This window comes from Pontiella sulfatireligans, assembly GCF_900890705.1.
GTDB classification, from domain to species: Bacteria; Verrucomicrobiota; Kiritimatiellia; order Kiritimatiellales; family Pontiellaceae; genus Pontiella; species Pontiella sulfatireligans.
Genome location: NZ_CAAHFH010000002.1, coordinates 860709 through 886625, shown reverse-complemented (window position 1 = coordinate 886625; position 25917 = coordinate 860709). Strand labels below are relative to the sequence as shown.

The 25917-nt window shown below is 56.2% G+C and carries 23 protein-coding genes; 9 read left to right on the top strand and 14 right to left on the bottom strand.

Annotated elements, in window-relative coordinates; translation table 11 throughout:
* Positions 1–30: 30 nt before the first annotated feature.
* Both SCARR_RS16705 and SCARR_RS16700 read right to left on the bottom strand, forming a co-directional pair.
* The gene (locus tag SCARR_RS16705; protein ID WP_136062809.1) at positions 31–1176 is read right to left on the bottom strand and encodes a hypothetical protein; all 1146 of its coding nucleotides are present in this window, start codon (positions 1174–1176) and stop codon (positions 31–33) included.
* Positions 1173–1514, bottom strand: a complete 342-nt coding sequence (locus SCARR_RS16700) for a PadR family transcriptional regulator (protein WP_136062808.1) — start codon at positions 1512–1514, stop codon at positions 1173–1175. Before SCARR_RS16700 ends, SCARR_RS16705 begins: the two co-directional genes overlap by 4 nt.
* Before the next feature lie 606 nt (positions 1515–2120).
* Here SCARR_RS16700 and SCARR_RS16695 point away from each other — a divergent pair.
* Positions 2121–2879 carry an alpha/beta hydrolase gene (locus tag SCARR_RS16695; RefSeq protein ID WP_168433381.1) on the top strand — a complete coding sequence of 253 codons (759 nt, stop codon included), beginning with the start codon at positions 2121–2123 and terminating at the stop codon, positions 2877–2879.
* Between the two features lie 327 nt (positions 2880–3206).
* On the opposite strand, the gene SCARR_RS16690 is transcribed toward SCARR_RS16695, so the two are convergent.
* Genes SCARR_RS16690 through SCARR_RS16675 form a run of 4 tightly spaced genes read right to left on the bottom strand, consistent with a single transcriptional unit; the run spans position 3207 to position 7479 of the window.
* Positions 3207–4079 (bottom strand): carbohydrate ABC transporter permease, encoded by an 873-nt coding sequence (locus tag SCARR_RS16690; protein WP_136062806.1) that lies wholly within the window; start codon positions 4077–4079, stop codon positions 3207–3209.
* Entirely contained in the window at positions 4069–5478 is a 1410-nt protein-coding gene (locus SCARR_RS16685) for an extracellular solute-binding protein (RefSeq protein ID WP_136062805.1), read from the bottom strand. Before SCARR_RS16685 ends, SCARR_RS16690 begins: the two co-directional genes overlap by 11 nt.
* On the bottom strand, positions 5468–6337 hold the full coding sequence (locus tag SCARR_RS16680; RefSeq protein WP_136062804.1) for a carbohydrate ABC transporter permease: 870 nt from the start codon (positions 6335–6337) through the stop codon (positions 5468–5470). The genes SCARR_RS16685 and SCARR_RS16680 overlap by 11 nt, the downstream gene beginning before the upstream one ends.
* Positions 6334–7479: an ABC transporter ATP-binding protein gene (locus tag SCARR_RS16675; RefSeq protein ID WP_136062803.1), complete on the bottom strand. Its 1146-nt coding sequence runs from the start codon at positions 7477–7479 to the stop codon at positions 6334–6336. Before SCARR_RS16675 ends, SCARR_RS16680 begins: the two co-directional genes overlap by 4 nt.
* A 181-nt stretch (positions 7480–7660) precedes the next feature.
* Between SCARR_RS16675 and SCARR_RS16670 the strand changes: the two genes are divergently transcribed.
* A complete protein-coding gene (locus SCARR_RS16670; RefSeq protein ID WP_136062802.1) occupies positions 7661–7819 on the top strand; it encodes a helix-turn-helix domain-containing protein in 159 nt (52 codons plus the stop codon).
* Between the two features lie 308 nt (positions 7820–8127).
* Here the strand turns inward: SCARR_RS16670 and SCARR_RS16665 are convergent, their stop codons facing one another.
* Complete coding sequence (locus tag SCARR_RS16665) at positions 8128–8655, bottom strand: transposase family protein (RefSeq protein ID WP_168433380.1); 528 nt, start codon at positions 8653–8655, stop codon at positions 8128–8130.
* 413 nt (positions 8656–9068) lie between these two features.
* Between SCARR_RS16665 and rpsA the strand changes: the two genes are divergently transcribed.
* The 4 genes from rpsA (at position 9069) to SCARR_RS16645 (ending at position 16083) form a co-directional block, all read left to right on the top strand.
* Positions 9069–10820 carry a 30S ribosomal protein S1 gene (rpsA, locus tag SCARR_RS16660; RefSeq protein ID WP_136062800.1) on the top strand — a complete coding sequence of 584 codons (1752 nt, stop codon included), beginning with the start codon at positions 9069–9071 and terminating at the stop codon, positions 10818–10820.
* A gap of 193 nt (positions 10821–11013) precedes the next feature.
* The gene (locus SCARR_RS16655; RefSeq protein WP_136062799.1) at positions 11014–13857 is read left to right on the top strand and encodes an autotransporter outer membrane beta-barrel domain-containing protein; all 2844 of its coding nucleotides are present in this window, start codon (positions 11014–11016) and stop codon (positions 13855–13857) included.
* 185 nt (positions 13858–14042) lie between these two features.
* Positions 14043–15248 (top strand): tyrosine--tRNA ligase, encoded by a 1206-nt coding sequence (gene tyrS, locus SCARR_RS16650; protein WP_136062798.1) that lies wholly within the window; start codon positions 14043–14045, stop codon positions 15246–15248.
* A 79-nt stretch (positions 15249–15327) separates the two neighbouring features.
* The gene (locus SCARR_RS16645) at positions 15328–16083 is read left to right on the top strand and encodes a YebC/PmpR family DNA-binding transcriptional regulator (protein ID WP_136062797.1); all 756 of its coding nucleotides are present in this window, start codon (positions 15328–15330) and stop codon (positions 16081–16083) included.
* A gap of 84 nt (positions 16084–16167) precedes the next feature.
* Here SCARR_RS16645 and SCARR_RS16640 read toward each other — a convergent pair whose 3' ends face one another.
* Genes SCARR_RS16640 through SCARR_RS16625 form a run of 4 tightly spaced genes read right to left on the bottom strand, consistent with a single transcriptional unit; the run spans position 16168 to position 19325 of the window.
* The gene (locus SCARR_RS16640; RefSeq protein ID WP_136062796.1) at positions 16168–17232 is read right to left on the bottom strand and encodes a type II secretion system protein GspD; all 1065 of its coding nucleotides are present in this window, start codon (positions 17230–17232) and stop codon (positions 16168–16170) included.
* Positions 17229–18155 (bottom strand): type II secretion system protein GspD, encoded by a 927-nt coding sequence (locus SCARR_RS16635; protein ID WP_136062795.1) that lies wholly within the window; start codon positions 18153–18155, stop codon positions 17229–17231. Before SCARR_RS16635 ends, SCARR_RS16640 begins: the two co-directional genes overlap by 4 nt.
* 23 nt (positions 18156–18178) lie before the next feature.
* Positions 18179–19060: a tetratricopeptide repeat protein gene (locus SCARR_RS16630; protein WP_136062794.1), complete on the bottom strand. Its 882-nt coding sequence runs from the start codon at positions 19058–19060 to the stop codon at positions 18179–18181.
* Positions 19008–19325: a hypothetical protein gene (locus SCARR_RS16625; protein ID WP_136062793.1), complete on the bottom strand. Its 318-nt coding sequence runs from the start codon at positions 19323–19325 to the stop codon at positions 19008–19010. The genes SCARR_RS16630 and SCARR_RS16625 overlap by 53 nt, the downstream gene beginning before the upstream one ends.
* Before the next feature lie 108 nt (positions 19326–19433).
* Here SCARR_RS16625 and SCARR_RS16620 point away from each other — a divergent pair, with 108 nt between their 5' ends.
* The 3 genes from SCARR_RS16620 (at position 19434) to SCARR_RS16610 (ending at position 23537) form a co-directional block, all read left to right on the top strand.
* Positions 19434–21284, top strand: a complete 1851-nt coding sequence (locus SCARR_RS16620) for an amino acid permease (protein WP_136062792.1) — start codon at positions 19434–19436, stop codon at positions 21282–21284.
* 95 nt (positions 21285–21379) lie between these two features.
* Entirely contained in the window at positions 21380–21895 is a 516-nt protein-coding gene (locus SCARR_RS16615) for a hypothetical protein (protein ID WP_136062791.1), read from the top strand.
* A 10-nt stretch (positions 21896–21905) separates the two neighbouring features.
* Complete coding sequence (locus SCARR_RS16610) at positions 21906–23537, top strand: coiled-coil domain-containing protein (RefSeq protein ID WP_136062790.1); 1632 nt, start codon at positions 21906–21908, stop codon at positions 23535–23537.
* A gap of 57 nt (positions 23538–23594) precedes the next feature.
* Here SCARR_RS16610 and SCARR_RS16605 read toward each other — a convergent pair whose 3' ends face one another.
* The 3 genes from SCARR_RS16605 to SCARR_RS16595 all read right to left on the bottom strand — a co-directional run bounded on the left by SCARR_RS16605 (position 23595) and on the right by SCARR_RS16595 (position 25912).
* Positions 23595–24002 (bottom strand): hypothetical protein, encoded by a 408-nt coding sequence (locus SCARR_RS16605; protein WP_136062789.1) that lies wholly within the window; start codon positions 24000–24002, stop codon positions 23595–23597.
* A gap of 89 nt (positions 24003–24091) precedes the next feature.
* Positions 24092–24442, bottom strand: coding sequence for a hypothetical protein (locus tag SCARR_RS16600; RefSeq protein WP_136062788.1), 351 nt, complete (start codon positions 24440–24442; stop codon positions 24092–24094).
* A gap of 15 nt (positions 24443–24457) precedes the next feature.
* Positions 24458–25912, bottom strand: a complete 1455-nt coding sequence (locus SCARR_RS16595; RefSeq protein ID WP_136062787.1) for a hypothetical protein — start codon at positions 25910–25912, stop codon at positions 24458–24460.
* Positions 25913–25917: the final 5 nt, after the last annotated feature.

The following is a 25917-nucleotide window of genomic DNA, read 5'->3' as shown; positions in this document are numbered from 1 at the left end:
ATTCGGGCAATCCGCAACGCTTGGGTTGGGTCAGTAGGGCTTAAAGATGACGGTTTGCGTTACTCCTTGATCAGAAATCCACATAAGAATGCCTTGGTTTGACCATTCCAGCTTCTTTGCGCTGCCTTTGTCCAATATGTCGTTGGGTTGGCCATAGGCCGCCACGGCCTCTTTTTCCGTGCTGCCAAACCCGATGCTTTCCGCTGTTTTACCGTTGAACCCTCGGTCGAAGCGGAGCTCGAAGGCGTCTCGGCTCGAATCAATCAAACAATGGATATGGTGTTTTTTCTTCCATTGCAGCCATCTGTCGGTGGATCCTGGATCAGGCATGCCCAATGTTTCTATCAAGTCCTCACGTGATGCACCGACTTTGAATGCCCCGCAACCCACGCCGGCGACAATCTGATTCCCAAGCGTCTCTTCCGAATATTCACCGCGTTTCAGCACGTAGTATTTAGGGGGCAGTCCTTTCTCGAGCACATCGCCCGACATCCATTCGAGAAAAAGATAGCCAACGTCTCCAAAGGTTTTAATGCTGAATTCTGCTTCGGATTGATCGCCGCTGTGAAAAAGGCGATCGTCTTTCCAGGTCCACCAGGGCTTGTCCGTTGTGCCATCCGTGAAAAATTGAAGGCCTTTCAATTCCAGCTCGCCCGTCCACTTGGTTTGGGACGGATTGAATTCGTTGATTGAGGAAACGAGGTCGATTGCGGTCCACTTACCAACAAGAGGCGATGGTTTGACTGCGGTCGATTTTTTCAAGCCGCCGCCCGGAGGAATTGCTCTAGAGGAGGCTGCGGATTCTTCCGGAGCGGCTTCACTCATCCAGTGGGAAGAAAATGGATCGGACAGCCAAATGGCGATGAACAGGATGCACAGGGTTGCAATTGAACTAAAAAAGAAAATTTTCCGGCCTGAAGAAAGCGATGTGCTGTTTGACGGAGCGATGAGAGGTGCCGATCCATAGGATTCCGGTGGATCCATTTCGGCGATAATCGCATCGAGCAGGGCCATGGTCGGTTCTCCGGCGGTGCGGGCTTCAAGCGCATCATGAATATGCGTTTCAATGGATTCGACAATTTCGCGCTGCTCATCGGCCTCGAATGCGTCAAGGTGCTGCTGGATTTTTCCGATGTGGTTATAGATGCGGGTTTTCAATTCGATGGAAAGATTCATGATTCCCCTCCGGGTTTTCCCTGTTTCAATTTTTCAATGGCCGACTGCAGGTTGTCCCAATAGAGATTCATTTCCCGGATACGCTGCTGTCCCAGCGCAGTCAGTGAAAAATAGCGGCGCGGCGGGCCGGAGGTCGATGGTTGGACCTGTACCTTCAAATAACCATCCTTCCTCAGGCGGCTGAGAATCGGATAGACCGTGCTATCGGTCACTACCAGTTCATCGATCTGCTGGAGCGACTGCAGGATTTCATAGCCATAGCTTTCTCCATGCTGCAGGAGGTTCAGAATGCTGAATTCGATCAGTCCTTTTCTCAGTTGTGTAACCCATGTACTCATTCAGCTCCCTCGGTACTACGTATAGCAGTATACCGGATTGCGGGGTAGTGCAAGAAAAAAGAGGCAACGGGGATTGCCGTGCGTTGCGGGGTAAGAGAAATCCTGTCTTTAAGATCCCCTCCGGGCAAGCCCGGATTTTTCATGCATTAGACTTACGCAGAAAGATCGCTTTCCGCCCTTCGGCCGGTGAAGCGATACTACACCCTCTTTTGGTGTAGCCACATTTCACTTGAGTTTACAAAGGAAAACGTGCTCGGCAGAAATGAAGTCTCAAACAAGGGAGGGGTTTTAATCGTGTCGTACAGGTAAAAAAAACGGTGCGTGGAAAAGAGGAGGGAAACCACACACCGGAAAACGGGAACCCAACATAGATACCCATTTTTGAAATTATTAAAGAACAGTACAACTTTGTTCCTGAGAACGCATGCATATTCACCACGTTTTTACGTCGGTGGCGAGAAAAAAATATGCCCTTTTTTCATGCTGTCCCAAATGGTACCCCCATCGTTTGAGGCTTCATTGCGTAAACGTTTGACTGCAGGGGAGGGCGCGCTTTAATGTATGACCATGAAAATCATAACTTTACTCTTATTGACGGGACCGCTTATGGCCATGGCTCAAACTGAATTTCCACTATGGAAGGGCGACATGCCCGGCGAGGGCGCAGCTCAGGCCGAAGGCCTCAAACCGGATAAGGGCGACGGCGTCATCCGGCTGACGAACGTGAGTGAGCCGACGCTGGCCTTCTATCCCGCCACGCCTGCCGGTGCGCCGGCCCCGATGGTCATCGTCTGCCCCGGCGGCGGCTACAACATTCTCAGCATGGACAAGGAGGGAACCGAGGTGGCGGAATGGCTCAACTCCATTGGCGTTTCCGCCGCGGTGCTCAAATACCGCTGTCCCAGCAACCGGGAGGGCGCGTTGCAGGATGCGCGCCGTGCGGTACGGATGGCCCGCGAAAAGTCGAAGGAGTGGAACATTAATCCCCAGCGCATTGGCATGCTCGGTTTTTCCGCCGGCGGGCATTTGGCGGCGGCGTGCAGCGCCTCGGTCGACCGCCCCGATTTCACGGTTTTGGTTTATCCGGCCTATCTCTTTCAAAAGGGCGGCGTGGAGTTGGTCGATGAAATCCGGGTGGATGCTGAGACGCCGCCCGCATTCGTGGTTCAGGCCTGGGATGACCGCAAGCACTATCGCAGCAGCTTGGCATACTCCGTTGCGCTGGATGCGCAGGGCATTCCGGTTGAACTGCACCTGTTTGCCAAGGGGGGGCACGGCTACGGCTTGCGGCCTTCGGCGCATCCTGTTTCGCAATGGCCGACGCTTTGCGAGGCGTGGATGCGCGAATCCGGCTTCTTGAAGTAAACGGGTTCGTAGTTCCGGCTTTAGCCCAAGTTTCTTATCCAAAAGCGTAAGTCGTTGCGAATCAACGATCGGGCTTTTTGTGGCACTACAAAGTCGTTATTGTTTCAGTTCCGTTTTGTGCGGGGGATAGGTGCGTTTCCAGTCGATCACGAATACACCCGCTCTTGTTCAGGATCCGGATGGCTGGGCCTGCGGATGGATACTTCGCGCCCATCTTCGAGCGGGAGCCGGGCGTTGGAAATACGAGACTTACAGAACCCGATCCTCCGAAAACCGTCAGAAAAGTGCGATTCAGCCGTTTTCAAACGACCATTTAAGAAACTTGGGTTAGCGCGTTGCTCCAGTGGTGGAAATGCCTTGGATGAAGACCTTCTGGGCGCAGAAAAAGAGGATGACGATCGGGAGCGTGAACAAGGTGGCCACCGCCATCAGTTGTGCCCATGCGGTGCCGTGGCTGCCCATGAATTGCTGAAGCCCGTAGGCCACGGTATATTTCGCCGGATCGTTGATGTAGAGCAGCGGTCCGAAAAAGTCGTTCCAAGTGGCGAGGAACTGGAACAGGGCACAGGTGATGAGCGCGGGCTTGGCCAGCGGCAGCATGATTTGCGAAAAAATGCGGAACTCGCCGGCGCCGTCAATGGTGCCGGCTTCGGCCAGGTCCGCCGGGATGGTTTGGAAAAACTGGCGCAGCAAAAAGATGAAGAAGGGATTGCCGAAGAAAGCCGGCACGATCAGCGGCAGCAGCGTGCCGTACCAGCCCAGCATTTTAAAAATGGTGAAAACGGGGATCATGGTGACGTGGCGGGGCAGCGCCATGGTGGCAATGAGAAGAATGAACAGGCCTTCCTTTCCCGGAAACCGCAGGCGGGCAAAGCCGTAGGCCGCCAAGGCGCTGGAAAAGACGGCGCCGATGACGTTCAGCGTGCACAGCAGCAGGGAATTTCTCAGGTAGAGATGAAAGGGGCCGGTCTGCAGCGCCGCCTTATAGTTCTGCCACTGCGGATCTTTTGGGAGCATGCTGGAAATGTTGAAGGTGATGGCCGCCTGGTTCTCCTGCGGGAAAATATCCTCGTTCGATTTCAGCGATGTGGCGACCATCCACACGATGGGCATCAGGAAGGGGATGCAGAGCACAACGAGCACCACGTGCGCCGCCCACTTTTGCCGGCGGGTAAGGGAGAGGGGGGATTTAGTTTTCATGCCCGAACTCCTTCCTGCGGTTTAGAATTTCGTCCACTTCATCATTGAGTTTCCGCAGGGCCTGCTCCGGGGTGAGGCTGCCGCGCATGGCCGATTCATCCGCCCGCTTGATCAGGTCGTAAAGCTGCAGCTGGAAGGGCACGGGCGGGGTGGATTCGATGTTCGGGCTGGCCAGGATATCGATGAACGTCTGGAACTGGGGGTGTTCGCGGACATAGGCCCGGTAGCGGCGGGTTTCGGCAATCGCCGGGCTCGGCGGCAGCCAGCCCGCGCGCGTGTAGAATTCGGAGGCGCGTTCCGGGTTGTCCTGCCCGGTCCAGAACAGGGTGAACGCCCACGCGCCGGCCGTGTTTTTTGCCCCTTTTGGAAAGGTCATGAAATTGCCGTGCACCCATCCGGCCATCTTTTTTCCGCCGGACTTCGGCGGCGGAATGGGGGTGGTCATGTAGGGAATGTCCGGCGCGAATTTGTGCAGCTGCTGGACTTTCCACTGGCCATCGATCGAGACGGAGCGTTTCCCGGTGGCAAAAGGCCAGTCGGCGCCGTGGCTGGTGGTGAGCGAGGAGAGGAAGCGCTCCATCCGGTCAAACCCAATGGCCTTTTGCTGCTCGGCCAGAAAGGTGAGGGCCTGCAGGTTTTCGGGGGTGGAGATGAGCAGCTCATTGTTTTCCCAGTCGTAGAAGCCACCGCCGAAAACCGAGGCAAACATGCGGAACCATTGCGGGATGAATCCCAACCGGACGAGCCGCCCCTTGGAGTCGAACACGTTGAGTTTCCTCCCCCACTCCGTCAATTCCTCCAGCGTTTGCGGCAGGACGGCGCGAAGCTCCTCGAATTCCGCTTGGGTGGCGACGCGGGCAGGGGCTGACGCCGGGATCAATCCGGCTTGGTGAAGATGGTCGAGACGGTAGTAGCAGGCCCGGACGTCCAGCGCCAGCGGCATGCAGTAAGGCCGTCCGTTGAATGCCGATATTTTCTGGGCGATGGGGTAGGCTTGGCTGCGGAACGTTGCGAGTTCCTCGGCGGTCATGATTTCATCCAGCGGCAGGATCAGCTTGCTATTGGCGAACTGGGGAACCACCTGGTGCCATTCGGCCATGCAGTCGGGCGGTTCCCCTCCGGCCGCCGCCAGCAGGAATTTAGAGTCGGCGACGCCTTTGGGGAGGGATAGGGGAATCACTTCATACACATCCTGGCTTTCGTTGAAGCGGGTGCAGATGTCATCGACAATCACTTTCCATTCCGTCGTCCACATGTGCCAGAAAACGACCGGTTCCCGCTCGGGGTACTTCCGCGGTTCCGGGCTTTCAAGAAACCAGCCAAAGAGGAACGCCGCCAGAATGCATGCGCCGGCCGCCGTCGCCGCCTTCTTTAGTTTTCTGCGCCGTTCACCGTCCATAATGCACCCATTTTTTGTGCGTTTTGAACAGCAGGGCGGTAATCAGCATGATGATGACAAACAAGATCCATGCCATGGCGCTGGCATAGCCCATATCGAGGTAGCGCCATGACCGCTGGAACAGATAGAGCGCATAGAAGGTGGTGCTGTCTTCGGGGCCGCCCTCCGTCATGATGTAGGCTTGTGCGAAATATTGGAAGGCATTGATGGTGCCCATCACCAAATTGAAAAAGATGACCGGCGTGAGCATCGGCAGGGTGATGTGCACCGTCCGCTGCCAGGCGTTGGCGCCGTCGACCACGGCGGCTTCGTAGAGCGACGCCGGAACATCCTTGAGCCCCGCTAGATAAATGATCATGCTCCCTCCGACCGACCAGAGCGACATCATCACCAGCGAATAGAACGCCCACGGCTCGCTGGTCAGCCAGGCGGGGCCCTCTACCCCTATGCCGCGCAGTATGCTGTTCATCAGTCCGATATGTGGATTGAGCACCCACGAGAAGACGGCGCACGAAGCCACCATCGGCACGATGGACGGCAGATAAAAAGCGGTGCGGTAAAAGCGGATGCCGCGGACGTCCAGATTCAGCAGGAGCGCCATGCCCACGCCCAGAACCGTTCCGACCGGCACGGCGACGAGGGCATATTTAAGGGTGACCACCAGCGACTTCCAAAAGAGCGGGTCTTCGGTGAAGAGCCGTTTGTAGTTCGAGCCGCCGACCCACTCCGCCGGGGATATGATGTCGTAGTGCGTGAAGGATAAGTAGATGCTGGCAATGAAGGGTGCCGCCACCAGCAGTGCGAATCCGATCAGCCATGGACTGATGAATAGATAGCCTTTAAGCGCCTGGCCTCTCATCCCGAAGCCCCTTCTGGAAGGGTGGATTGCGCCACTTCAGCGGGCAGGGTGAGGTTGCGTCCGGTTTCGGCATCGAAAACATGCGCCAGCCGCAGGTCCGGGGCAAAGTGCACCTGTTCTTTTTGAATCGACGTGGCTTCGTGCGGGTGGATGCTGGCAATGAATTCATGCCCTTCGCAGGCCATATGCAGCAGAACCTCTTCGCCCAGCATTTCAGAAACCTCAACCGTGCCGGAAATCAGGCCTTCCCGGTTTTTGCTGCCGTCTGCAATGCTGAGTGCACGCGGCCGGATGCCGAGGCACACGTTTTTGCCTTCATGCGCTGCGAGCAAAGCCGCCTGCTCTTCGGGAAGCGGGATGCTGAAGCTTCCGGCATTAAAGGTCAGCTTCTGGTTCATCACGAGCGTCCCCTCGAAAATATTCATGGGCGGGGTGCCGATGAAGCGGGCCACAAACAGCGAGGCCGGATGGTCGAAGATTACGGAAGGGGGGCCCACTTGCTCAATTCCGCCTTCGTTCATCACGCAGATCCGGTTGCCCAGCGTCATCGCCTCGATCTGGTCGTGCGTAACATAGATCATCGTGGTCTGAAGGCGCCGGTGCAACTGCAGGATTTCCTTGCGCATCTCCACCCGCTTTTTGGCGTCGAGGTTGGAGAGCGGCTCGTCGAACAGGAAGACGGCCGGTTTGCGGACAATCGCGCGTCCCATGGCCACCCGCTGCCGCTGCCCGCCGGACAGCGCCTTGGGTTTGCGCTTCAGCAAATCCTCCAGCCCCAGGATAGCCGCCGCCTTCATGACGCGGTCATTGATTTTAGCCTTGGGGATTTTCCGCAGCTTAAGGCCGAACGCCATGTTGTCATACACCGTCATGTGCGGGTAGAGCGCATAGTTCTGGAACACCATCGCGATGTCGCGGTCCTTTGGCGGCACGTTGTTCACTACAAGGTTTCCGATGCGGATGGTGCCCGAGCTGATCTCTTCAAGCCCCGCCACCATGCGCAGCGTCGTGGATTTCCCGCATCCCGAAGGCCCGACCAGCACAAGGAATTCACCATCTTCGATTTGAAGATTGATGCCGCGAACGACCTCGACGCCGTCCTCGAATTTTTTGGATACACGCTCTAAGTGAACATTGGCCATGCAGCTTCACCTTTTAATACGGCTCCATTAGACCGTCTCATTTCAGGGCGAATAAGTAAACAAGAACCCATAGCCCGACGGAGGCAGACTGTAAATTAAAATGCCCAGTTTGGAAATCTAGAGCCCCATGCCAGAATGAACCTTTCTTCAATTCACCACAAACGAGGATAGGAGCATCGGCATGGAGCAAGGGAAAGGCGGCACCCAAACACGCAAGGGCAAGTATTTGAACTGGAACGAGCGCATTTTAATTGAGGGCTTTTTAAAGGCAGGCATGAGTGAATCCAATATCGCGAAGGAGCTGGGGAGGGATCTTTGCCTTGATCAGTGCATTGCATGAGCATCGCCGCGCTTTTTGCGTGGGGGAAGCAAACCTGCCCGGAGGTGGTCGCGTAGGATCATGGCTCCATCCTCGGCGCACTCCTTTGCAAGCTTACGGGCGACGGGAATTTCGTTGGATTTTTCTCCAACGGGCCTAGTGCCGAGCCAGCGGCCGGTTTCTCCGCAAAAGGCGCTTACGAGCTGGAGCCCGCGCGAGCCGCGCAGCGCCTTGCCGTCGATGATGACCAGGCTGCCCCGGGCGGGGGCCGAGCAGGTCGTCCAGGCAGTTGAGCAGCGCCTCCTGCAGTTTTTCGGGGTCGGTTTTGCTCAGCAGACGGAAGAAGGAGGCTTCGCCGGGGCAGGAATCTCGCTGGTTTTCCGGTTCTGCCGGAACCCGAGCGCGCGCAACTGCCCTTGGCCTATGTCCCGAGCGTATTCGGCCAGGTCGCGCTGCCCGCTGCTCACCCCGGCGAGCGATGCGCAGAAGGCCAGCGTGTACAACCCCGAGAGGGTGTATGGCCAGTTGTGCCCCTTGCGGTAGTCTTCCATGCCCGCAAAGTGTTCGCGGATGGAGCGCAGTTCGGCCGCCTTGGCACGGCAGCGGAGCTTTCCCTCCAGCTTGTCGCCGGCCCAGAGTTCGGGCATTTGTTCTGCACACAGAAGCCGGATGCGCCGTTGCTCCGCACTCCATCCGCCGTCGTCTTCGACCACATAGCGGAGCTGTTCGCCCACGAGTTGCGCACTCTTGAGGCAGTGCTGTTCATCGATCAACTGCTCATAGCGGCCATGCTCATCCCTACGGATGAGGCGAATCGTCAGGCGATCAAGGATCTGTTGTTCGCGTGGATTCGGCATTTGAATGTTCTGTTTCATGCCGGAAGTAAAAAGAAATTCCGCGGAAATGTGCCGCAAAAAATCCCATTCCTTTTATTCGCAGAGTTTTAACCGGCTGGGCGCATCAGTCATGTAGCCCGGCGCGGTTTTTCGGTTGCGTTAATTTGCCGAATGTAGACGGATTGGTTTTTTGCCCAGCAAAGCCGGCGTCTCGCCAGGTTTTGAGGGGCATGGTTTTTCTTTATTTACAGCTTGCATGACAGGGGGATACGTCTACTATGACGCGCTTATTTACGGGGGAGGTGTGTTCCGGCCGAGCGGCTGGCGCTTTCCTTTTGAAACATAAAAACAACAAAAGGCCAGGGAGCGTGTGTTCCCGCTTTAATCGTATGGAATTAACAACCAACACAAACGTGGGTGTGGACAACGCAGCCATGGAAGCAATGTACGACGAAACCCTCAAGAACTTCACCGAAGGGTCTATCGTTCCCGGGAAAATCCTCAGTGTCATCGACGGCGATGTGCTTATTGACATTGGATACAAATCCGAAGGCATCATTTCCGCCCAGGAATTCAAGGATCTCGAAGAGGATCCAATCGGGCAGGAAGTCGAAGTATTCCTCGAGCAGCTCGAGGACAAAGAGGGCATGATCGTCATCAGTAAGCGCCGCGCCGAACAGCAGCGCGCATGGGACTATGTCGTCAACGAATGCGAAGAAGGCAGCGTCGTTGAAGGCACCATCAAGAACATCGTCAAGGGCGGCTTCATTGTCGACGTGGGTGTGGATGCGTTCCTCCCCGGCTCCCAACTCGATGTCACTCCGGTCCGCAATCCCGAAGAACACATGGGCAAGACCTATCAGTTCCGCATCCTCAAGATTAACCTTGAGCGCAAGAACATCGTTGTTTCCCGCCGCGAACTCATCGAAGAGTCCCGTCGCGAAGGCCGTCGCAAGATCTTGGCGGAAATCCAGACCGGCGAGCTCCGCAAGGGTCAGGTCAAGAACATCACCGACTTCGGTGCATTCGTCGATCTCAACGGCATCGACGGCCTGTTGCATGTCACCGACATGACTTGGGGCCGCATCAACCATCCTTCCGAAATCCTGAAGGTGGGCGACGAGCTCGAAGTGATGATTCTCGAAATCGATCTCGAGAAAGAGCGCATCAGCCTCGGGCTCAAGCAGACCATGGACAATCCGTGGCAGGAAATCGAAGCCCGCTACCCGATTGGCGCCCGTGTACACGGCAAAGTCGTCAACCTCGCTCCGTACGGTGCGTTTGTTGAGCTCGAAGAGGGTGTTGAAGGTCTCGTACACGTTTCCGAAATGTCTTGGACCAAGCGCATCCAGCGTGCGGCCGACGTTCTTAACGTGGGCGACGAAGTCGATGCTGTGGTTCTTAATGTCAGCACCGACGACAAGAAGATCTCGCTCGGCATGCGTCAGACCGAAGACAATCCTTGGGAAGTCGTGGCCGGCAAGTATCCGATTGGATCGCTCGTCCAGGGCCAGGTTCGCAACTTTACCTCCTACGGCGCGTTCGTGGAGCTCGAAGAAGGCGTTGACGGCATGATCCACGTGTCCGACATGTCTTGGACCCGCAAGGTCAACCATCCTTCCGAAGTCCTTAAGAAGGGCGAAGAAGTCGAAACCGTCGTTCTCGAAATCGACTCCAACAGCCAGCGCATCAGCCTCGGCCTCAAGCAGGCTCAGGACGATCCGTGGGCCGGCATTGTCGACCGCTATCCGATTGGCGCAAAAGTCAGCGGCATCGTTACGAAGATCTCCTCGTTCGGCGCATTCGTCGAAATCGAAGAAGGCATTGATGGCCTGGTGCACATCAGTCAGATCTCCGACGACCATGTTGAGCGTGTTAAAGACGTGATGAACGTGGGCGACACCATCGAAGCCCGTGTGGTGAAGGTTGATCCGGTTGAACACCGCATCGGTCTGAGCGTCAAGGCCGCCAGCGTCGAAGACGCCGACTTCGAAGTCCGCGAAGAGATGCTCGAAGGCCTCCAGCCTGGAGCCGAGCTCGTCAACCTCGCCGGTGCGTTTGATAGCGCCTTCGGCGACAAGCTCGAAGAGTGGCATCCGGGTGATGCCACCAAGAGCGGAGATAAAGAAGAAGGCGAAGACAAAGAAGAAGGCGAAGACAAAGAAGAAGACAAAAAAGCCGAGTAGGCTTCGTCTCTTCAATGCATAAAAAAGCCCGCCCCAACCGGCGGGCTTTTTTGTGTTTATATAGATTGAAAAGTCTTTTTATATAGGTACATTTAAAACGTGTGCTCTGAATCAGTAATTCGTCATCATGTGAGTTCTATTCAAGCGTTTATGTTGTTGGTGGTGTCGTAACCATTTAGGAGCGAGGTATTAAATGAAGATAAGAGCGTTTGTGTGTATGTTGGCGTTTTTGTGCATGGGGCTGTCCAGCGTGAGGGGTGGAGGATTCGAGGCTTGGTGTGGTATATGGCCGGTTACGCCCGATGCGTGTGGGGATGATGACTTTGATGATGCGGTCAACCTGCTTGAATATGCATTTGATGGCAATCCTGTAGATGGTTCCTATAGAGGGGTTGAGCCGGAGTTGTCCGTGGTGAATGCAGATGGTGCCGAATGGCTCTATTTGGTTCATGCCGAACGCCGGACTGATGCCGATTTGGCCTACACGATTTATGTGAATGAAGATCCTGTTTTTGGGAACTGGTCTGCAGTTCCGTGGGAGTTCGTCGGGGAAGGGGATGAAATCTTGGGAATGGTTTCAGTCACCAACCGCCTCGAAATTGCATTTGCAAGCTTACAGGTTATGGTTGAGGTTGAGTATGCAGACGACTTGGGTATAGGCGCCTTCGCTTGGTCTCCTGAAATGAGTTATCCGCTCGGAAGCGGGGGTGGAGCATATTTTTTGGATATAACATCAGGAACCGGCAGCGGCTATTATGACGAAGGCATTGAGGTTTCCGTTGTAGCGGATGCGCCGTCTGCCGGCATGGAGTTTGCCGGGTGGGGCGGGGGTTTTAATGATTTTCTTAACTACTTGGAATATGATGTCGGTGATTATGATCAATTGATGTACTACTGGAGCAATTGGAATAATCCTGTGCTGACGGTAACCATGCCACCGTTCGATTTGTGGCTAGAGGCCGCCTATCAGCCAGTGCCATCGGTTGAGCTTTCCTCCATCACGATTTCCGGTCCTGCGACCGTGGATGGCGGCAGTACCAACAACTATACCTGCACGGCCTTTTATACGGGCGGAAGCCAGAGCAATGTGACTGATGCGGTGCAGTGGAGTGCTTCGGGAGCAGTCGGGAGCATTGATGCCGTCGGCGAGCTGATCGCGAGCGAGGTTGAAGTGCTCGAAGAGGCTACTGTTTCGGCGAGCTATTCAGACGGAGGAATCACCAAGAGCGATTCTTTCGATATCGTCATCAAGCACCCTGCACTTGAGCTGGGCTATGTGAATATTGGGGTGGGCGCCGATCCTTTGATTCTCAGCAATAAGACCTTTGTGAGCGATGCGGGAAGCGCCTCAGCGACTATTGGGAGCTTTGGCGGTTTGCAGGTTTATGACTGCTTGTTCACTGGGAAAGATGGGGGATCTGGGCTCTCGCTGGAAAATATAGACACGGTCTCTTTGGCAGCATCGAACCCCAGCTTTACCGCAGTGGGAGGCAAGGGGATTTCCTTGCAGAATACCAGTTCCAGCGCGGCCAGCGTGGTCGGGGGCAATGGCATAGAATTCACCAGTCCAACGGCATCCAGCCTGGTTCTCGATAACATGACGGCGATGGGCGGAAATGGGGGGAATCTCTTTTCTGACGTGTTTGGGGCGACGGGGAATGCTCGTGGAGGAAGCGGCTTTGTGGCAATCAACAACATGCGGCATTCCATTCAACTGAACGGAGGGCAGTTCATTGGCGGAGACGGCGGCGAGGCCGATGGCCTTGGGTATACCTTAGTCGACGTTGGCGGCGGGCATGGTGCTTGGGTTGAAGGATCTCTGGGAACAGGGCAATTGCTCATAACCGACGGCCTGTTTGCCGGAGGCAATGGCGGACTTGCCTTTGACTCTGCGTCTGTATCCGATGGCGGCGCGGGGCTGTTCCTAGAACAGGGGGCTATAGCCACGATCTCCGGCGGTTTATTTACCGGAGGAGATTCCGGTTATGGCGCTACCACAGATGGTGGCAATGGAGTGGAAGCATATAATGCTTCGGTTTCCATTACGGGTGGCGTGTTTTCTGGAGGAGAGGCCTATTACGGAGAATATGACGGTGCTGGACTGTGTTTGAATAATTCATCTGCATCAATTTCCGGAGGGAGCTTCGACCTGGTTCGGTTGGCTGGTGTAAACAACATTGCGCTGTCCGGTTCGCCCATGATCGAGTCCCTGTACCAGGCAGAGGGTTCCGGTAATATATTGTTGAGTGAATCTGGTGAGTTTCTTGGCGGTGTCGTGGTCGAAGGTGGTGCGCTGTCGGTGAACGGTGCAACCTGGGTGCTGAGTTCGGGGATGAACGTCGCAGTTTATGTCCCGGCCCAGTTGCAGGTTTCTGGATTCGTGGCTTTGGCTGGAAGCCGCATCACTACGCAGTCGGGAAGCGTTCTGAGCGGGAGCAGCCTAACGCTTAACAGCGGCTGCGACTGGACGATTGATGCCGGCGGAAACTATTTCGCCGGTACCGTCGCGCTGGCAACCGCTTCGGGAAGTCTTTCCTCTAGTCTGAATGCATCGGACGTGTCTGTTTGGGGGGATGGCACAACCTCGGTGTCCGGTTTGTTCACGAGCAACTCTACGCTTTATGCCGTGGTTGAAGAAATCCCAGTCGGTTTCGATGGCTGGTCTGCGGGCATTGCCGATCCCGGCCAGCGTGGCCAGGCCGACCGCCCCGACGGCGACGGCATTGCCAACCTTATGAAATATGCCTGCGGTCTGCCGTCCGGCACCTATGTAAGCAATCTGTTCGACTATGCCGTGGTATCCGGAACGCCGACGAATGCCGCGGCCTTTGTCGTGACCTATCAAAAGGCCAAAGGCGTTTCTGATGTAACCGTTTTCCCGGAACATACCGAGGCCCTGTCTGATGCAGGCGCGTGGTCGAGCACAGGCATGACGCTCCAAAAAACCGGAGAAACCGCTGAACAGGAAACCTGGGAAGCGAGCTTTCCGTTCACCACCAACGGCTTCATGCGGCTCAAGGCTGAGATGGTGCCTTGAATCTAGGTGAGTTGCCATAAACTGAATGGCACCGGAGCGTTTAGGCGGGCGCATCCGCCAACAACCGTAAAATTACAGTCCAACCTGAGGATTTCCCTCGGGTTTTCCTGTGACTTCCCGCAGGTTTTATGGCTAAATGCGCGCTTTCTTTCCCATGTGGGGAAACTGTTATTTGGACGAATAAAATGAATATTGAAGAACAATTGGATTTCCTGTCGGCGCGCGCCGTTGATTTCTTTTCGCGCGACGACCTTAAAAAGAAGCTCGAAAAGGCCCAGTCCGAAGGACGCGGCCTGCGCATCAAATACGGCGCCGACCCGTCCGCTCCGGACATCCATCTCGGGCACGTGGTCGGGCTGAACAAGCTGCGCGAGTTTCAGGATGCCGGCCACACCGTTGTCTTCATCATTGGCGACTTTACCGGCATGATCGGCGATCCATCCGGCAAGTCGCAAACGCGGAAACCGCTGACCAAGGAGCAGGTAACCGTAAACGCCAAGTCCTACCAGGAACAGATCTTCAAGATTCTCGATAAGGACAAGACGGAGATCCGCTTTAATTCCGAATGGTGCGGTAAAATGGACTTTTCCGATGTCATCCGTCTTTCCGCCCACGTGACCGTGGCGCAGATGCTCGCCCGCGATGATTTTTCCAAGCGCTACGCCGCCAACCAGCCGATCTCGATGGTGGAATTTCTCTATCCGCTTGTGCAGGCCTACGACTCCGTCATGGTCGAAGCCGACCTCGAACTCGGCGGCACCGACCAGCTTTTCAACCTGCTGCTCGGCCGTGAGCTGCAGAAGGTGATGGGGCAGCCGCCGCAGTGCGTTATGACCCTTCCGCTCATCGAAGGCCTCGACGGCGTTCAGAAAATGAGCAAGAGCCTCAATAACTATGTCGGCATCGATGAAGCCCCGCGCGACATGTACGGCAAGCTCATGAGCGTGCCGGACGCCCTGATGTGGAAATATTTTTCTTATGTTGCACAAGTTCCAAGTTCAAAAGTTGAAGAGTGGAAGAGTGCTGTGGAGAGTGGGGCAACGCATCCTCGTGAAATGAAAGACATTTTGGGTAAGCGGGTTGTTGCCCGCTTTCATGGTGCTGAAGCGGCTGAAGATGCCTCAGCTGAATTTATTCGAATTTTTAGAAACAAAGATTTGCCGGACGAGATTCCGGAAGTGGTCTTGTCCGCCGAAGAGACCGGCCTGCTGAGCCTGATGGTTCAGGCCGGACTCGCCAAGAGCAACGGCGAGGCGCGCCGCCTCATTAAGCAGGGGGCAGTAAAGATCAACGACGAAAAAGTCAGCGACGACCGCGCACAGATTGTTCCGGAGGATGGAATGATCATCCGTTCCGGGAAGCGCGGTTTTGCGAAGGTTAAGATTGGATAAAAAAGTGACGAGTGACGATTGAGTCGTGATCGGGAAATCACGCCTCACGTTTCACGCAAACAACACGGAGATTTGAGCAATGTCAGGACATAGCAAGTGGGCAAATATTAAACACCGTAAGGGCCGGGCTGACGCTGCCCGCGGCAAGATTTTCAGTAAAATCGGAAAAGATATCATGGTGGCGGCCAGCGCCGGCGGCGGAAACGTGGACGACAATATTTCGCTGCGTGCACTGGTGCAGAAAGCCAAAGGCGTTTCGATGCCGAAGGACAACATCGACCGCGCCATCAAAAAGGGCACGGGTGAACTCGAAGGCGGGCAGCTCGAAGAGGGCTCCTACGAGGGTTACGCCGCCGGCGGCGTTGCCGTGGTGGTGAAGGTCCTGACCGACAATAAAAACCGTTCGATCGCCGAAGTGCGCCATGCCTTCACCAAGGCCGGCGCTAACATGGCCGACCAGGGTGCCGTCAGCCGTATGTTCCAGCGCAAGGGCCAGATCTTCATCGACAAGGACAAGACCGACGAGGATACCCTGATGGATCTCGTGCTCGAAGCGGGCGGGGAAGATCTGAAGACCGACGGCGACCAGTTCGAAGTCATTACCGACCCTAACGATTTCGATGCGGTGTCTGATGCCATCACCAAAGCCGGGATCGACATGGCCGAATCCGAAATTACGCTGATTCCCGATCTGGTGGTTGAAGTCACCGATTTGAATAAGGCGAATTCCATCATGCGCTTCATCGATGCGCTCGAAGAGCTCGACGACGTTCAAGATGTCTACTCCAACTTCGACATCTCCGACGAAATTGCCGCGCAACTCGAAGCGGAATAGTCCGTCAAGAAAGAGTGCGGTTGGGAATGGCCTGCCTTTTCGGGGCAGGCTTTTTTCGTGTTGCGCGACAAGAAGCCGTCAGGTTTACCGGTTCGTGCTTTCGTTTAGGCCCAGCGGCTCCTGGTTCTTGAAGTCGTAGGGCAATAGGAAGTTTTCACCAGGAGCAAGGATGTTGGGGGTGATGAAGAACAGCACATCCATGTTCCGTTCCACTTCGTTGCGGCTGGTAAACAGCCATTTAATCATTGGGATGCGCCCTAGGATGGGTATCCTGTCTTCCTCGATCGCCTTGCGTCTGGTTTTTAGGCCGCCGATGATGAAGGTTTCGCCTTCGCGCAGCGTGATCTTGGTGTGGGTTTTTGAAACATTGAGCACCGGCCTGTTGATGTTTTGCAACGTAATGAAACTGGAAGCGGTGGAAATTTCGATATTTGAAATGTCGAGCGTTACCGCCCCCGGATGGTCAGGCACGATGGTTGGCGTGACCTTCAGCTTGACCCCCGCCGCCTTTTTGGCGACCACAAGCTTGCCCTTGCTGTCCAGGTCTACATAAGGGATCTCGTCGACGGTCTCGATGGACACCTCGGTCTTGTTGAGCGCCACGCCAATCGGACGCGTTCGTATAACGGCTTCGCCGCGGTCGAGCAGCATGCGCAGTTGCGCGGCAACCACGGAGGAGTCCACATCGATGCCCGACAGGCTGATGCCCAGGCCGGGCATGCGGTCGGCGAAGCTGATGCTGGTGGAGCCGTCGGGGCTCGTTGCGAGTAGGGGTACGGAGGTCAGGCCCAATTTTTGTGAGCCTAAGCTCACGTTCGCTCCGTCCAGCGAGCTCGAGTCGGAGGTTTGCGAGAGGCCGTAGGTAAACCCCAGTTGGCGTGTCCGTTCCTCGTTCACTTCAACCACCAGCGCCTCGATCGCTACCATGTGCCAGTCGAGCTTGTTTTTGTAGCGCATCTTTTCAGGAATGGGATTTTCCTTCAGCGCCGGTTTGCCGCTCTTTTCGAGAGGGAATGCAAAGGGTTTGCTTTGGGGCAGTTTTTTGAGGTGGGCCAGCACTTCCGCGCTGCTTTGCTGGTCGGTTTGCGCGGCGACGGCGCAGGCCGCTGCCAAAATCCAGGACGCACCTATGCAAGCTATGCGCTTCATTGTTTTTCACCCGCGCCTTCCTCTTCTCCGAAGTAGGGCTTGTAGGGAGTCAGAATCTCGGCTTTCACGAGAAACACCAACTCGTTTTCCATGTCGATGGTGCGGGTGCTGGAAAAGATGTATTTCAGCAACGGCAGTTCGCCAAGCCACGGAATGCCGCGCCGCATTTCAATTTGCTGCGTGGTTTTCATCAGGCCTGCAATGAAGATCTGTCCGTCGGGCACGATCACCCGGCTTTTGATCGACCGCCGGTCCACCGTAGGCACGCGCATGGGTTCTTTTTGTTTATTCAGGCCTACGTTCACGAAACCCGTGACGTCGGATACGTTCATGTCCATGGTCAGCACGATCAGGTTGTTTTCGATCACTTTCTGAACGCTGACCTCCAGCGAAACGCCCGATTTTTGGTATTCAGTCACCGATACCAGATTCTGGCCAGCCACCTTGGCGCTTTCGTAGGGGATTTCGGTTACGTTGCTCAAGGTGGCCGTATAGTCGGGTGAGGACTCTTTCAAAATGTTGAATTCGGATTCGGGGATTTCGGCCGAGGTCACCACATTGTAGGGCTTGCTGAGAATATGCACCGACCCTGCGGTCTCCAAGGTTTCGATCACCGCTTCGAAATTTCCTGCCGATGTCTCCAAGTCGTCGAAAAAGATACGTGCGGCTGAAGTCAGGGGCTGGTTTGGCGTCAACGTCAGGCTGGCGCTATCCACGTTCGAGTCGCTGTCCGAGTTGCGCTGGTAGGCCACCGCAAAATCCACGTCCAGCGAGCCGCTGCGCTGCCATTCAAGCACGCGAGCCTCGATGCGCACTTGGGGGCGCTCATCTATTGCCCTGGCTTCCGGCACCAAGCAGCCCAAGGCCAAAAACGCCCCGAGCCACGATCCGGCTGCCGGTTTTCCTGTAGTCAAAATCTTCATAAAATTTCTTTGGCTGGCATGTGTTATTGCTGCCAGTGAACTTCTACTTCGTGGTCCACAATGTTGTACAAATTATCGTAGTTGTCGGCCTGCGACAAAAACGCTCGTACTTCGCCCGGACCCAACGAGCCGATTTTGACATACTCGACATCGAGCGTGTTTCTGCCAATGTCCTTGTAGCGCACCTCCACCTCGACATTGCGCAGCAATTGCTTGCCTTGGTTGCGCAGGCTGCCGGTGAGGTTGTAGAACTGGATTTCGCCTCCTACCCTGTCGCGTTGGTTGCGGGAGGTATAGGCATGCAGGTCGTAGACTCTCACCGGGTGTTTCTCGATCTCCATTTCCTTCAGAATGTACGGGTTCACCGGAACAGGCTGTCCCGAATCGTCGAGAATCAGCTTCCCATTGTTCAGGTTGCGCTCTTCGTAGGCCGAAACAATATGGTGTGCCTTGTAGTAGCAGTCCACCGCCTTGTCGTAGTTGCCTAGCCTCCAATGCGCGTCGCCGATGGCTTCGTATACGCGCCAGTCGGTCGGGTGCTCCGTCAGCAGCTTGTTCAGGGCATCCAAATCCGACTTTGCTTTCGCTTCGGCGAGCTTTTGGGCCGCCGCCGGCGTGGCATTCGACATCAGCACGTCGATTTTCTTGATGTAGTCCTTGGCGTTTTCCAAATAGTATCCACGCGGATACTCTTTAATATAGTCAATGAAGACGTCGCGGGCGCTATGGTAGCTTGAGACCGAATACAGCGACACGCCTTGGCGCAAGAGCATCTCTTCGCGCCGGACGGTGTCGGGGTAGCGGTCGCGCAAGGATTCATAGCGCGCCGCCGCAAGGATGTATTGTTGGTTCTCAAAAGCGTTGTCGGCCGCCGCCCGTCGGTCCCGGTAGGGCAAGTCCCGCATCAATGCGCACCCCGGCAACGTCGCCAAGCAAATGCAAAAATAAAAGAAACGGATGTTGATCATGCTTGTCATGTTTGGTTGTCGCTTTTTTAAAGTTGGGCATGCGCTCGCTGCGCGTTTCTGCCAACCGGTCGCCATCGTCCTGCAACAAATAGCGGGATTGGCTTAACCATAACCATTGATATGTGTCTAAGTAACGGCGCTGCTCCCGGTTAATGGACAAAAATCTAGGCGCGAAGCGCTTTCGTGCAAGCCGCTGCGGCATCCATACGCAGAACCGTTACCGCGCAAGCAAGGCTGGTTTTTTAATTGGCCGAATAGGAACCAAGTTGGTACTCTATACGGCAGTAAGGCGGAATTAACGGAGTTGCCAATGGCCGGAAAACTGCAGAAACAACTAGGACTGCTCGACGTGTTTGCCATTTGTTCGGGCGCGATGATCAGTTCGGGGCTGTTTGTGCTGCCGGGCATCGCGGCGTCGAAATGCGGCCCGGCGGTGATCGTTGCATATTTGCTCTCAGGCCTGCTGATCATTCCTTCGATGCTTTCCATGGCCGAAATGGCAACGGCAATGCCGCGCGCCGGCGGAACCTATTTCTTTGTCAGCCGCAGTCTCGGCGGCATGTTCGGCACCGTCGATGGGGTTGGGGTCTGGTTGGCGCTCATCCTGAAAACGAGTATTGCGCTGCTTGGCTTCGGGGCTTACCTTGCCTCCTACCTCAATCTGCCGATGCAGCTGGTGGCCATTGTGGCCGGGGTCGTTTTCACGCTGACAAATATAGTCGGTGCTAAGGAGGCTTCTAAGCTGCAGGTGGGGATGGTGGCGGGGCTGCTGTCTATTCTCACTCTGTTGGTCATCAAGGGGCTCCCGGGGATCCAACAGGCGCAGTATGTTCCGTTCGCGCCACACGGTTTCGGGGCGGTTCTTCCAACTGCGGCGTTGGTGTTTATCAGCTACATCGGGCTCACCAAGGTGGCCAGTGTGGCCGAAGAAATAAAAAATCCCGGCCGTAATATTCCTCTGGGCATGTTCTGTTCGTTGCTGGTTATTCTCATTATGTATGGAACGGTCGTTGCGGTGGTGGTGGGAACGGTTCCTGCAGAACAGCTCTATCAGACCCTCACACCGCTCAGCGATGCCGCCGCTTTATCCATCGGCCCGGCAGGAAAGCACCTGATCAGTCTTGCGGCGATCCTTGCCTTCGCCACCACGGCCAATGCCGGCATTATGTCGGGCAGCCGTTATTTGCTGGCCATGAGCCGCGATCGCGTAATCCCGCACGCCTTTTCCCGTTTTTCAAAATTCAAAACGCCGCACAACGCCATTCTACTGACGTCCGTTGTGATCCTATTGATTGTTTCGGTGGCTGGGCTCGAGCGTATTGCCAAGTTGGCCAGCACGTTCCAGCTGCTGGTTTTCGCCTTCGTCAATATTTCGGTGATTGTCATGCGCGAAAGCGGCATCAAGAGCTACGACCCCGGCTTCAAGAGTCCGCTCTATCCTTACGTCCAGGTGGTGGGTATTCTGATCTCCGTGGTGTTGATTCCCGAGATGGGGCTGCTTTCGAGCATCTTTGCCATGGGGCTCGTGGCTATGGGAGTGATCTGGCACAACCTCTATGTCCGGCCGCGAGTGGAGCCTCGGGTCGGTGCCGTTGCCAAGATGGCGGAACGGTTGGGCGAGCGGCTGTTGGAGCGCGATGCCGATGCGATGGGGCTGCGCACCGAACTGCGGGAAATCATGAAGGAACGGGGCCTGCGCAAAGACGATCCTTTTTATCAAGTGGTGCAGTCGGCCGACTTTATCGAGATAGAGCCCGGGATTGATTCGGAAGAGGTGATCCGGCGCGGGGCGGGTTTGCTTTCAAAGCAGAGCGGCATTTCGCGCGACCTAATCTTAGGTGCATTGCTGGAGCGCAACCGTTTGGGCGAAACCCCGGCCGATGCCGGCGTGGCGCTGCCCCATCTGCTTCTCAACGACGTTGAGGGCTTCCACATGGTTGCCGCCCGCAGCATCCAAGGCTTGGAGTTCCCCATGGCGGGCCAGGGCATTCATGCCGTTTTCCTGCTGCTTGGCAGCCGCGGCAATCCGACGCAACACCTGCGCTTCCTCGCCGAAATCGCACGGCGCGCGGAAAATCCCAGCTTTATTGACCAATGGATCGCCGCCAAATCTGTGGATGATTTGGCGGCGATGATCCTCTCCTGCGAAACGGAAGGTTAAAGGCGCGGGGTAATCGGATTGCATTTGCGCCCCTGTTCTTGATAGCTTGCAACGGTTTTTCTATAATGATAGATCGTCAACAGGAGATGGGTGAAATGAAGTTTTTACGAGGTTTTTTTATTTTTCTAGGCGTTTTGGCTCTAACGGGCGCACTGGCGATTGGTATTTCTTTTCTATTAAAGCCGAGTGAGGTTCCGACGTCCGAAGGCATCGGGGCAATTAGTCCGGAGATGGTGGCGCAGGCGCAGGAGGTTGCGCAGGAGGTTGGGAAGCGGATGGCCTGGGTGATGGTGCTGGTTTCGGCCATGCTTCAAATATTTGCATGGATTGCCGCGCTGGCGAAAATGAAAATATTGAAAAAGTCAGACTTCGGGGCCGCGAAGAAGCTGGAGCTGCTCGAAGCCATCGACATCTATTTTGATTTGCCGCTCTATTTCGGACTGCTCGGTTCGGTTGGAAGCTTTATCGTGATTACCTTCTTCCCGGATGCGGGGTTAATGTTTGCGTATGCATCGACGGCGATGGGGATTATTGTTTCCGTTATCCTGCGGCTCGGTTACAACACGCCGTTTAAGCAGGAATTGTTGACGAGCCCGGCTTTGGCGGAATAGGGAGCGGGCTATGCGGCGATCAATTTTAATAGTGATGCTTGACGTCATGGTGCTGTCGGTTTTAGCCCTGACGGCCCGGCAGCGTGCGGGAGGCGGGACCATAGCGAATATTCCCGTGCCGACATCCGGCATATCGCGGATGGTAGAGGAAGGGCTGCGGAACGAAGCGTCCTTCCGGGATGAAATTTCTCGGCTGGAGACTCAGCTGAAGGAGGCTTCCGCGATTGCGCAGAAGGCGCTGGATCAGGCGGCGCTTGCAGAAGCCAAGGCCGGACGCGAAAGCGAGGAATCCGACGAGGTTCTTGAAAAGCTGCGCGCAATGGAGCTGGCGGCTGAACGGGCGCGTGCAGATGCCACGCTGGCAAAGCGCGAAGCGGAGCTGGTCAACGAACAGGCGGCGCTGGCGAAAGAGCGGACGCGCGAGCTTGAACTGCGGGAGGCCGAAGCAAAGGCTCGTGCGCATGAGTTGGCGCTGCGCGAGCTGGAAGCGAAAGCGCGTACCGATGCGGCTCTGGCCCGGCTGGAGCTCGCAGAAGACAAGGCCTTGGAGGCTGAGTTGTTGGCACAGGAAGCTGAACGCAGTGCGGGCGACAAGGATTCCGAGGTTTTGGCGCTGCAGCAGGAGATGATGGCGATTCGCGCGGCACAGTTGCTGGCTGAGGAACGGGCTGAAGCTCTGAGTGTAACGCTGTCTGGCCAAGAGGCCGAACTGTCGGAGGCTCGCACGGATGCGGCCTCGGCGCGGGCGACGGCGCAAGTGGCGATGGCAGAGCGAGAGCGAATGGTGGTCAAGACCGAACAGGTGGCCGAACAGCTGGTTCAGACGCGCGAAACAATGGCGACGCTGCAGGAACGCAAAAAGGGCGATGCTGAAAAGATTGCACAGTTTCAAGAAGAGAAACGGGCTGCCGTCGAGGAAGAATCCAAGTCGGTCTGGGTGCAGCGCGAAGAAGCGCTTCGTCGGGTGCAGATCAGCTATACGGAGTATAACTCGGCCAACGGCCAATCGTTCCGAACGAGCAAGGAGCTGGTCATGCCGTTGGTGAAGCTCGATCAGTTTCTGCTCGTTCCGGCGGAATTTAAAGAGCTGGGATTGAAGCGCTCATTCTTCGGCGGGCTTTCGGAAAGCATCACGGATGTGAAAGGCGTACTTTCTCCGATGGTTGGAGAGGCCAAGCCGGGAACGCTGAATGCGGTCATTGTGCCGGCGGCTGAGCCACAGGTTTGCCTGGTTCACTCGGTCGGAGAAGCAACGGGTGCTCTCGTGCCGGTTACGATGCAGGGCTTGAAGGAGCAGCGCCTGCAAACCGCGCTGCTGTTCAGTCCGGACGACGAAGAGGAATATGGACAGGTTGATATCAGTCCGGTGCTCGGGCGCGACTATCTGAATGTCAGGGCGCAAAAGGGGAAAAAGCCGAAGACCGGTGATTATTTGCTGACGGAGCGTGGCGAATTCATAGGGGTTATGGTGAAGTCGGATATCTGTTCCGTGCTGCCGGGCAAGCTGACCGGTTCGCCGAAACCGGTGATTATTCCGCTGAGGAAGCGCGGCAAGAATGAGCTCTATTTAAACGACTTTGTTCGAACCCTGAACGTTGCGCGCGATCGCTTGGACGCCCATCTGGATGTCCGGAATCTATAGAGTGTCTAACGCTTAAGATATGTGAAGGGACGACTCTTGGGTCGTCCCTTCATTGCGTTAGGGGGCATGCAGTATTTCAACCGAGTCCCATTCCCCGGGCGGAGAGGCCTTTACGGTCTCGATGCGCTGAACGGTGATGTTTGGAAGCGCTGTGTTGGCCAATGTGGCCAGCGGTTTCGGATCGGTGTGGATTTCCGTCTTTTCCGTTTCGCCGTCCAGATAGATGATCCGGTAGGCGTCTTCGGTATCTTCATCCAGCTTGCGCAGGCGCACCGTCGCCGCTTTTTGCGACGCGGCCTTGCGCTTGGGTTTCTTCCGCTTCTGGCGCGACGGCAGGCCATCCGGCGGAGTCAGCGGAAAGGGCTGGCCCAGGACGGCGTTGATCTGCCGCTCAAGGTCGAATACCTCGACCAAGCGGTCTTCGCGCTCCATCAGAAGCTGATTAATCTGGATGATGTTGTTCATCAATAGGGAATTTCAAACACGAAGGCACCAAGGTCTCCAAGTGGCACAAAAAAATGGGGCTGTCCTTTGTGCGCTTAGTGCCTTTGTGTTTATTTGGATTTTTCGTCGGTGGTTTCTTCTTCCGCGATTTCAGTCTCGGCCTCTTCTTCCTCTGGCACTTCCGGCTCGGGCTTCGGCTTGGGCGGCGCGGGGCGCGCGGCGGGTGCGGGTTTGCTGAAGCCGGCAACGGGCACAGGCGGCTCGGGATAGACAAAGAGTCCTTCTTCGCCGACCAGCTCTTCAACCTGCAGCTCGATGGCCTCGATTTGGCGGTAGGCCTCTTCGCGCTTCACCAGCAGTTCGTCGATCTTCAGGCGCGCTTCGTAGGCTTCGCGGATCGTCTCCGCATCGGCCGACAGCACAATGTCCTGAAAGGTTAGTTTAACTAGTTTTTTTGCCATGTTGGATTCCTCCGTTTAATCAGTAAAGAAACGTACAATGCGGGAAACGAGGCTGGGTTCGTCCTGCTCGTCGTCAAAATCGTTTTCCTCTTCGCCTTCGGGCGGGAGTTGTTCGAGATGCTTCTGGGCGGCCGCAACCACCGTTTTGTTCCAATCCTTGGAAAGTTCTTCCAGCGCCATGCGCGTTAGAATGGGGTTGGTGCACAGGGCCAGCCGTACCTTGGCCGAGTCGTCGCGCATAAGCTTGCGAACCTGTGCGTGGGTCAGCCGTTGCGCCGTGGCGGCAAAGATGCGCAACGCCGGGCGCTTGTGCACCAGCAGCGCTTCGAGGCGCTCGGGACTGGTGCCGGCAAAGACCACGCCGCGCATGGCCAGATGGCCGATCAGGTTAAGGTCGTTGTGCTGATTCGCCAGAATGTCGAGCTGCTCGCCGGCCAGATCATCGCGGTAGGCCATTTGCAGGCGCACCTCATCTGCCTCGTGGTGGCAGAGTTCGGTTTTTGCCGATTCTGGAAGTTGCGGATTTCCGGCCAGCGCTTTGCAGGCGATGGGATCGTTTGAAGCAGCAATGCAGAGTGCCACTTCTTCTTCGATGGCCGGATTGCCCGCCAAGGCGGCGCGGACTTCCGCCAGTGGGTCGGTGGCTAAAAGATGCTGGATTTCTGCTGGTAGCTTTTCGTGCCGTGCGGCTTCGGAGCGCAACGCTTCGTTTTCCGACTCGGCTTTGGCCAGCAGCTCCTGCGGGGTGGGTTCGTACAGCGGCAGGATGGTTTTCTGCACGACAGGGTCTGGACTGAGGCTCAGCGCCTTTACAATCTCTGGGCTGAGCTTGTTCCGGTTGAGCATCATGCGCTGGGCTTCGGGGTCGTCCGACTGCGCCCAGCCCAAGAGGGTATCCGCATCGACTTTGCCGTAGGCATATAAATTAGCGCGCACCACGGCGCTCTCGTCCGAGGAAAGCGTGTGAACCAGTTCCGGCGGCAGCTTGGCCGTTCCGGCGAGAGCCGTGCGCACGGCCGGTTCGGGGTCGAGCGCGAGGGCGGTGCGGTAGGTCGCCGTGATGGAGCCGTTTCCCGCCAGTGATGCGCGGACAAATAGATCGGGATCGTTTAGCAGCTTGGCGGTAATCTTGGTGTTCTGCAGTTTGTTGGCGGCCAGCGCGGCGCGAACCGGTGCGCCGCCATCGCGGGCCATCCGCACGAGCAACAAGTGAGTGCAACGCGGATTGGTTGCCACGGCGGCCTGGATTTCTGGGTCGGGGCAGGCATCGCCCAAATCTTCGAGCACCTGGCTCGGCACGGTGGGGTAGAGCGCCAAAAAGAGCAGCACGTCGCGTTCAGGGTGTTCGCTGTAGAGATCGATCAGCACGCGGCTCGGCAGCAGGTTGTGGCGGTATTGCTGCACAACCTTGCGCGGCCCGTCCTTGCGGAGGGCTTTGAGCAATTCGTCTTTTTCAATCTGTGCGGGCATAGGGC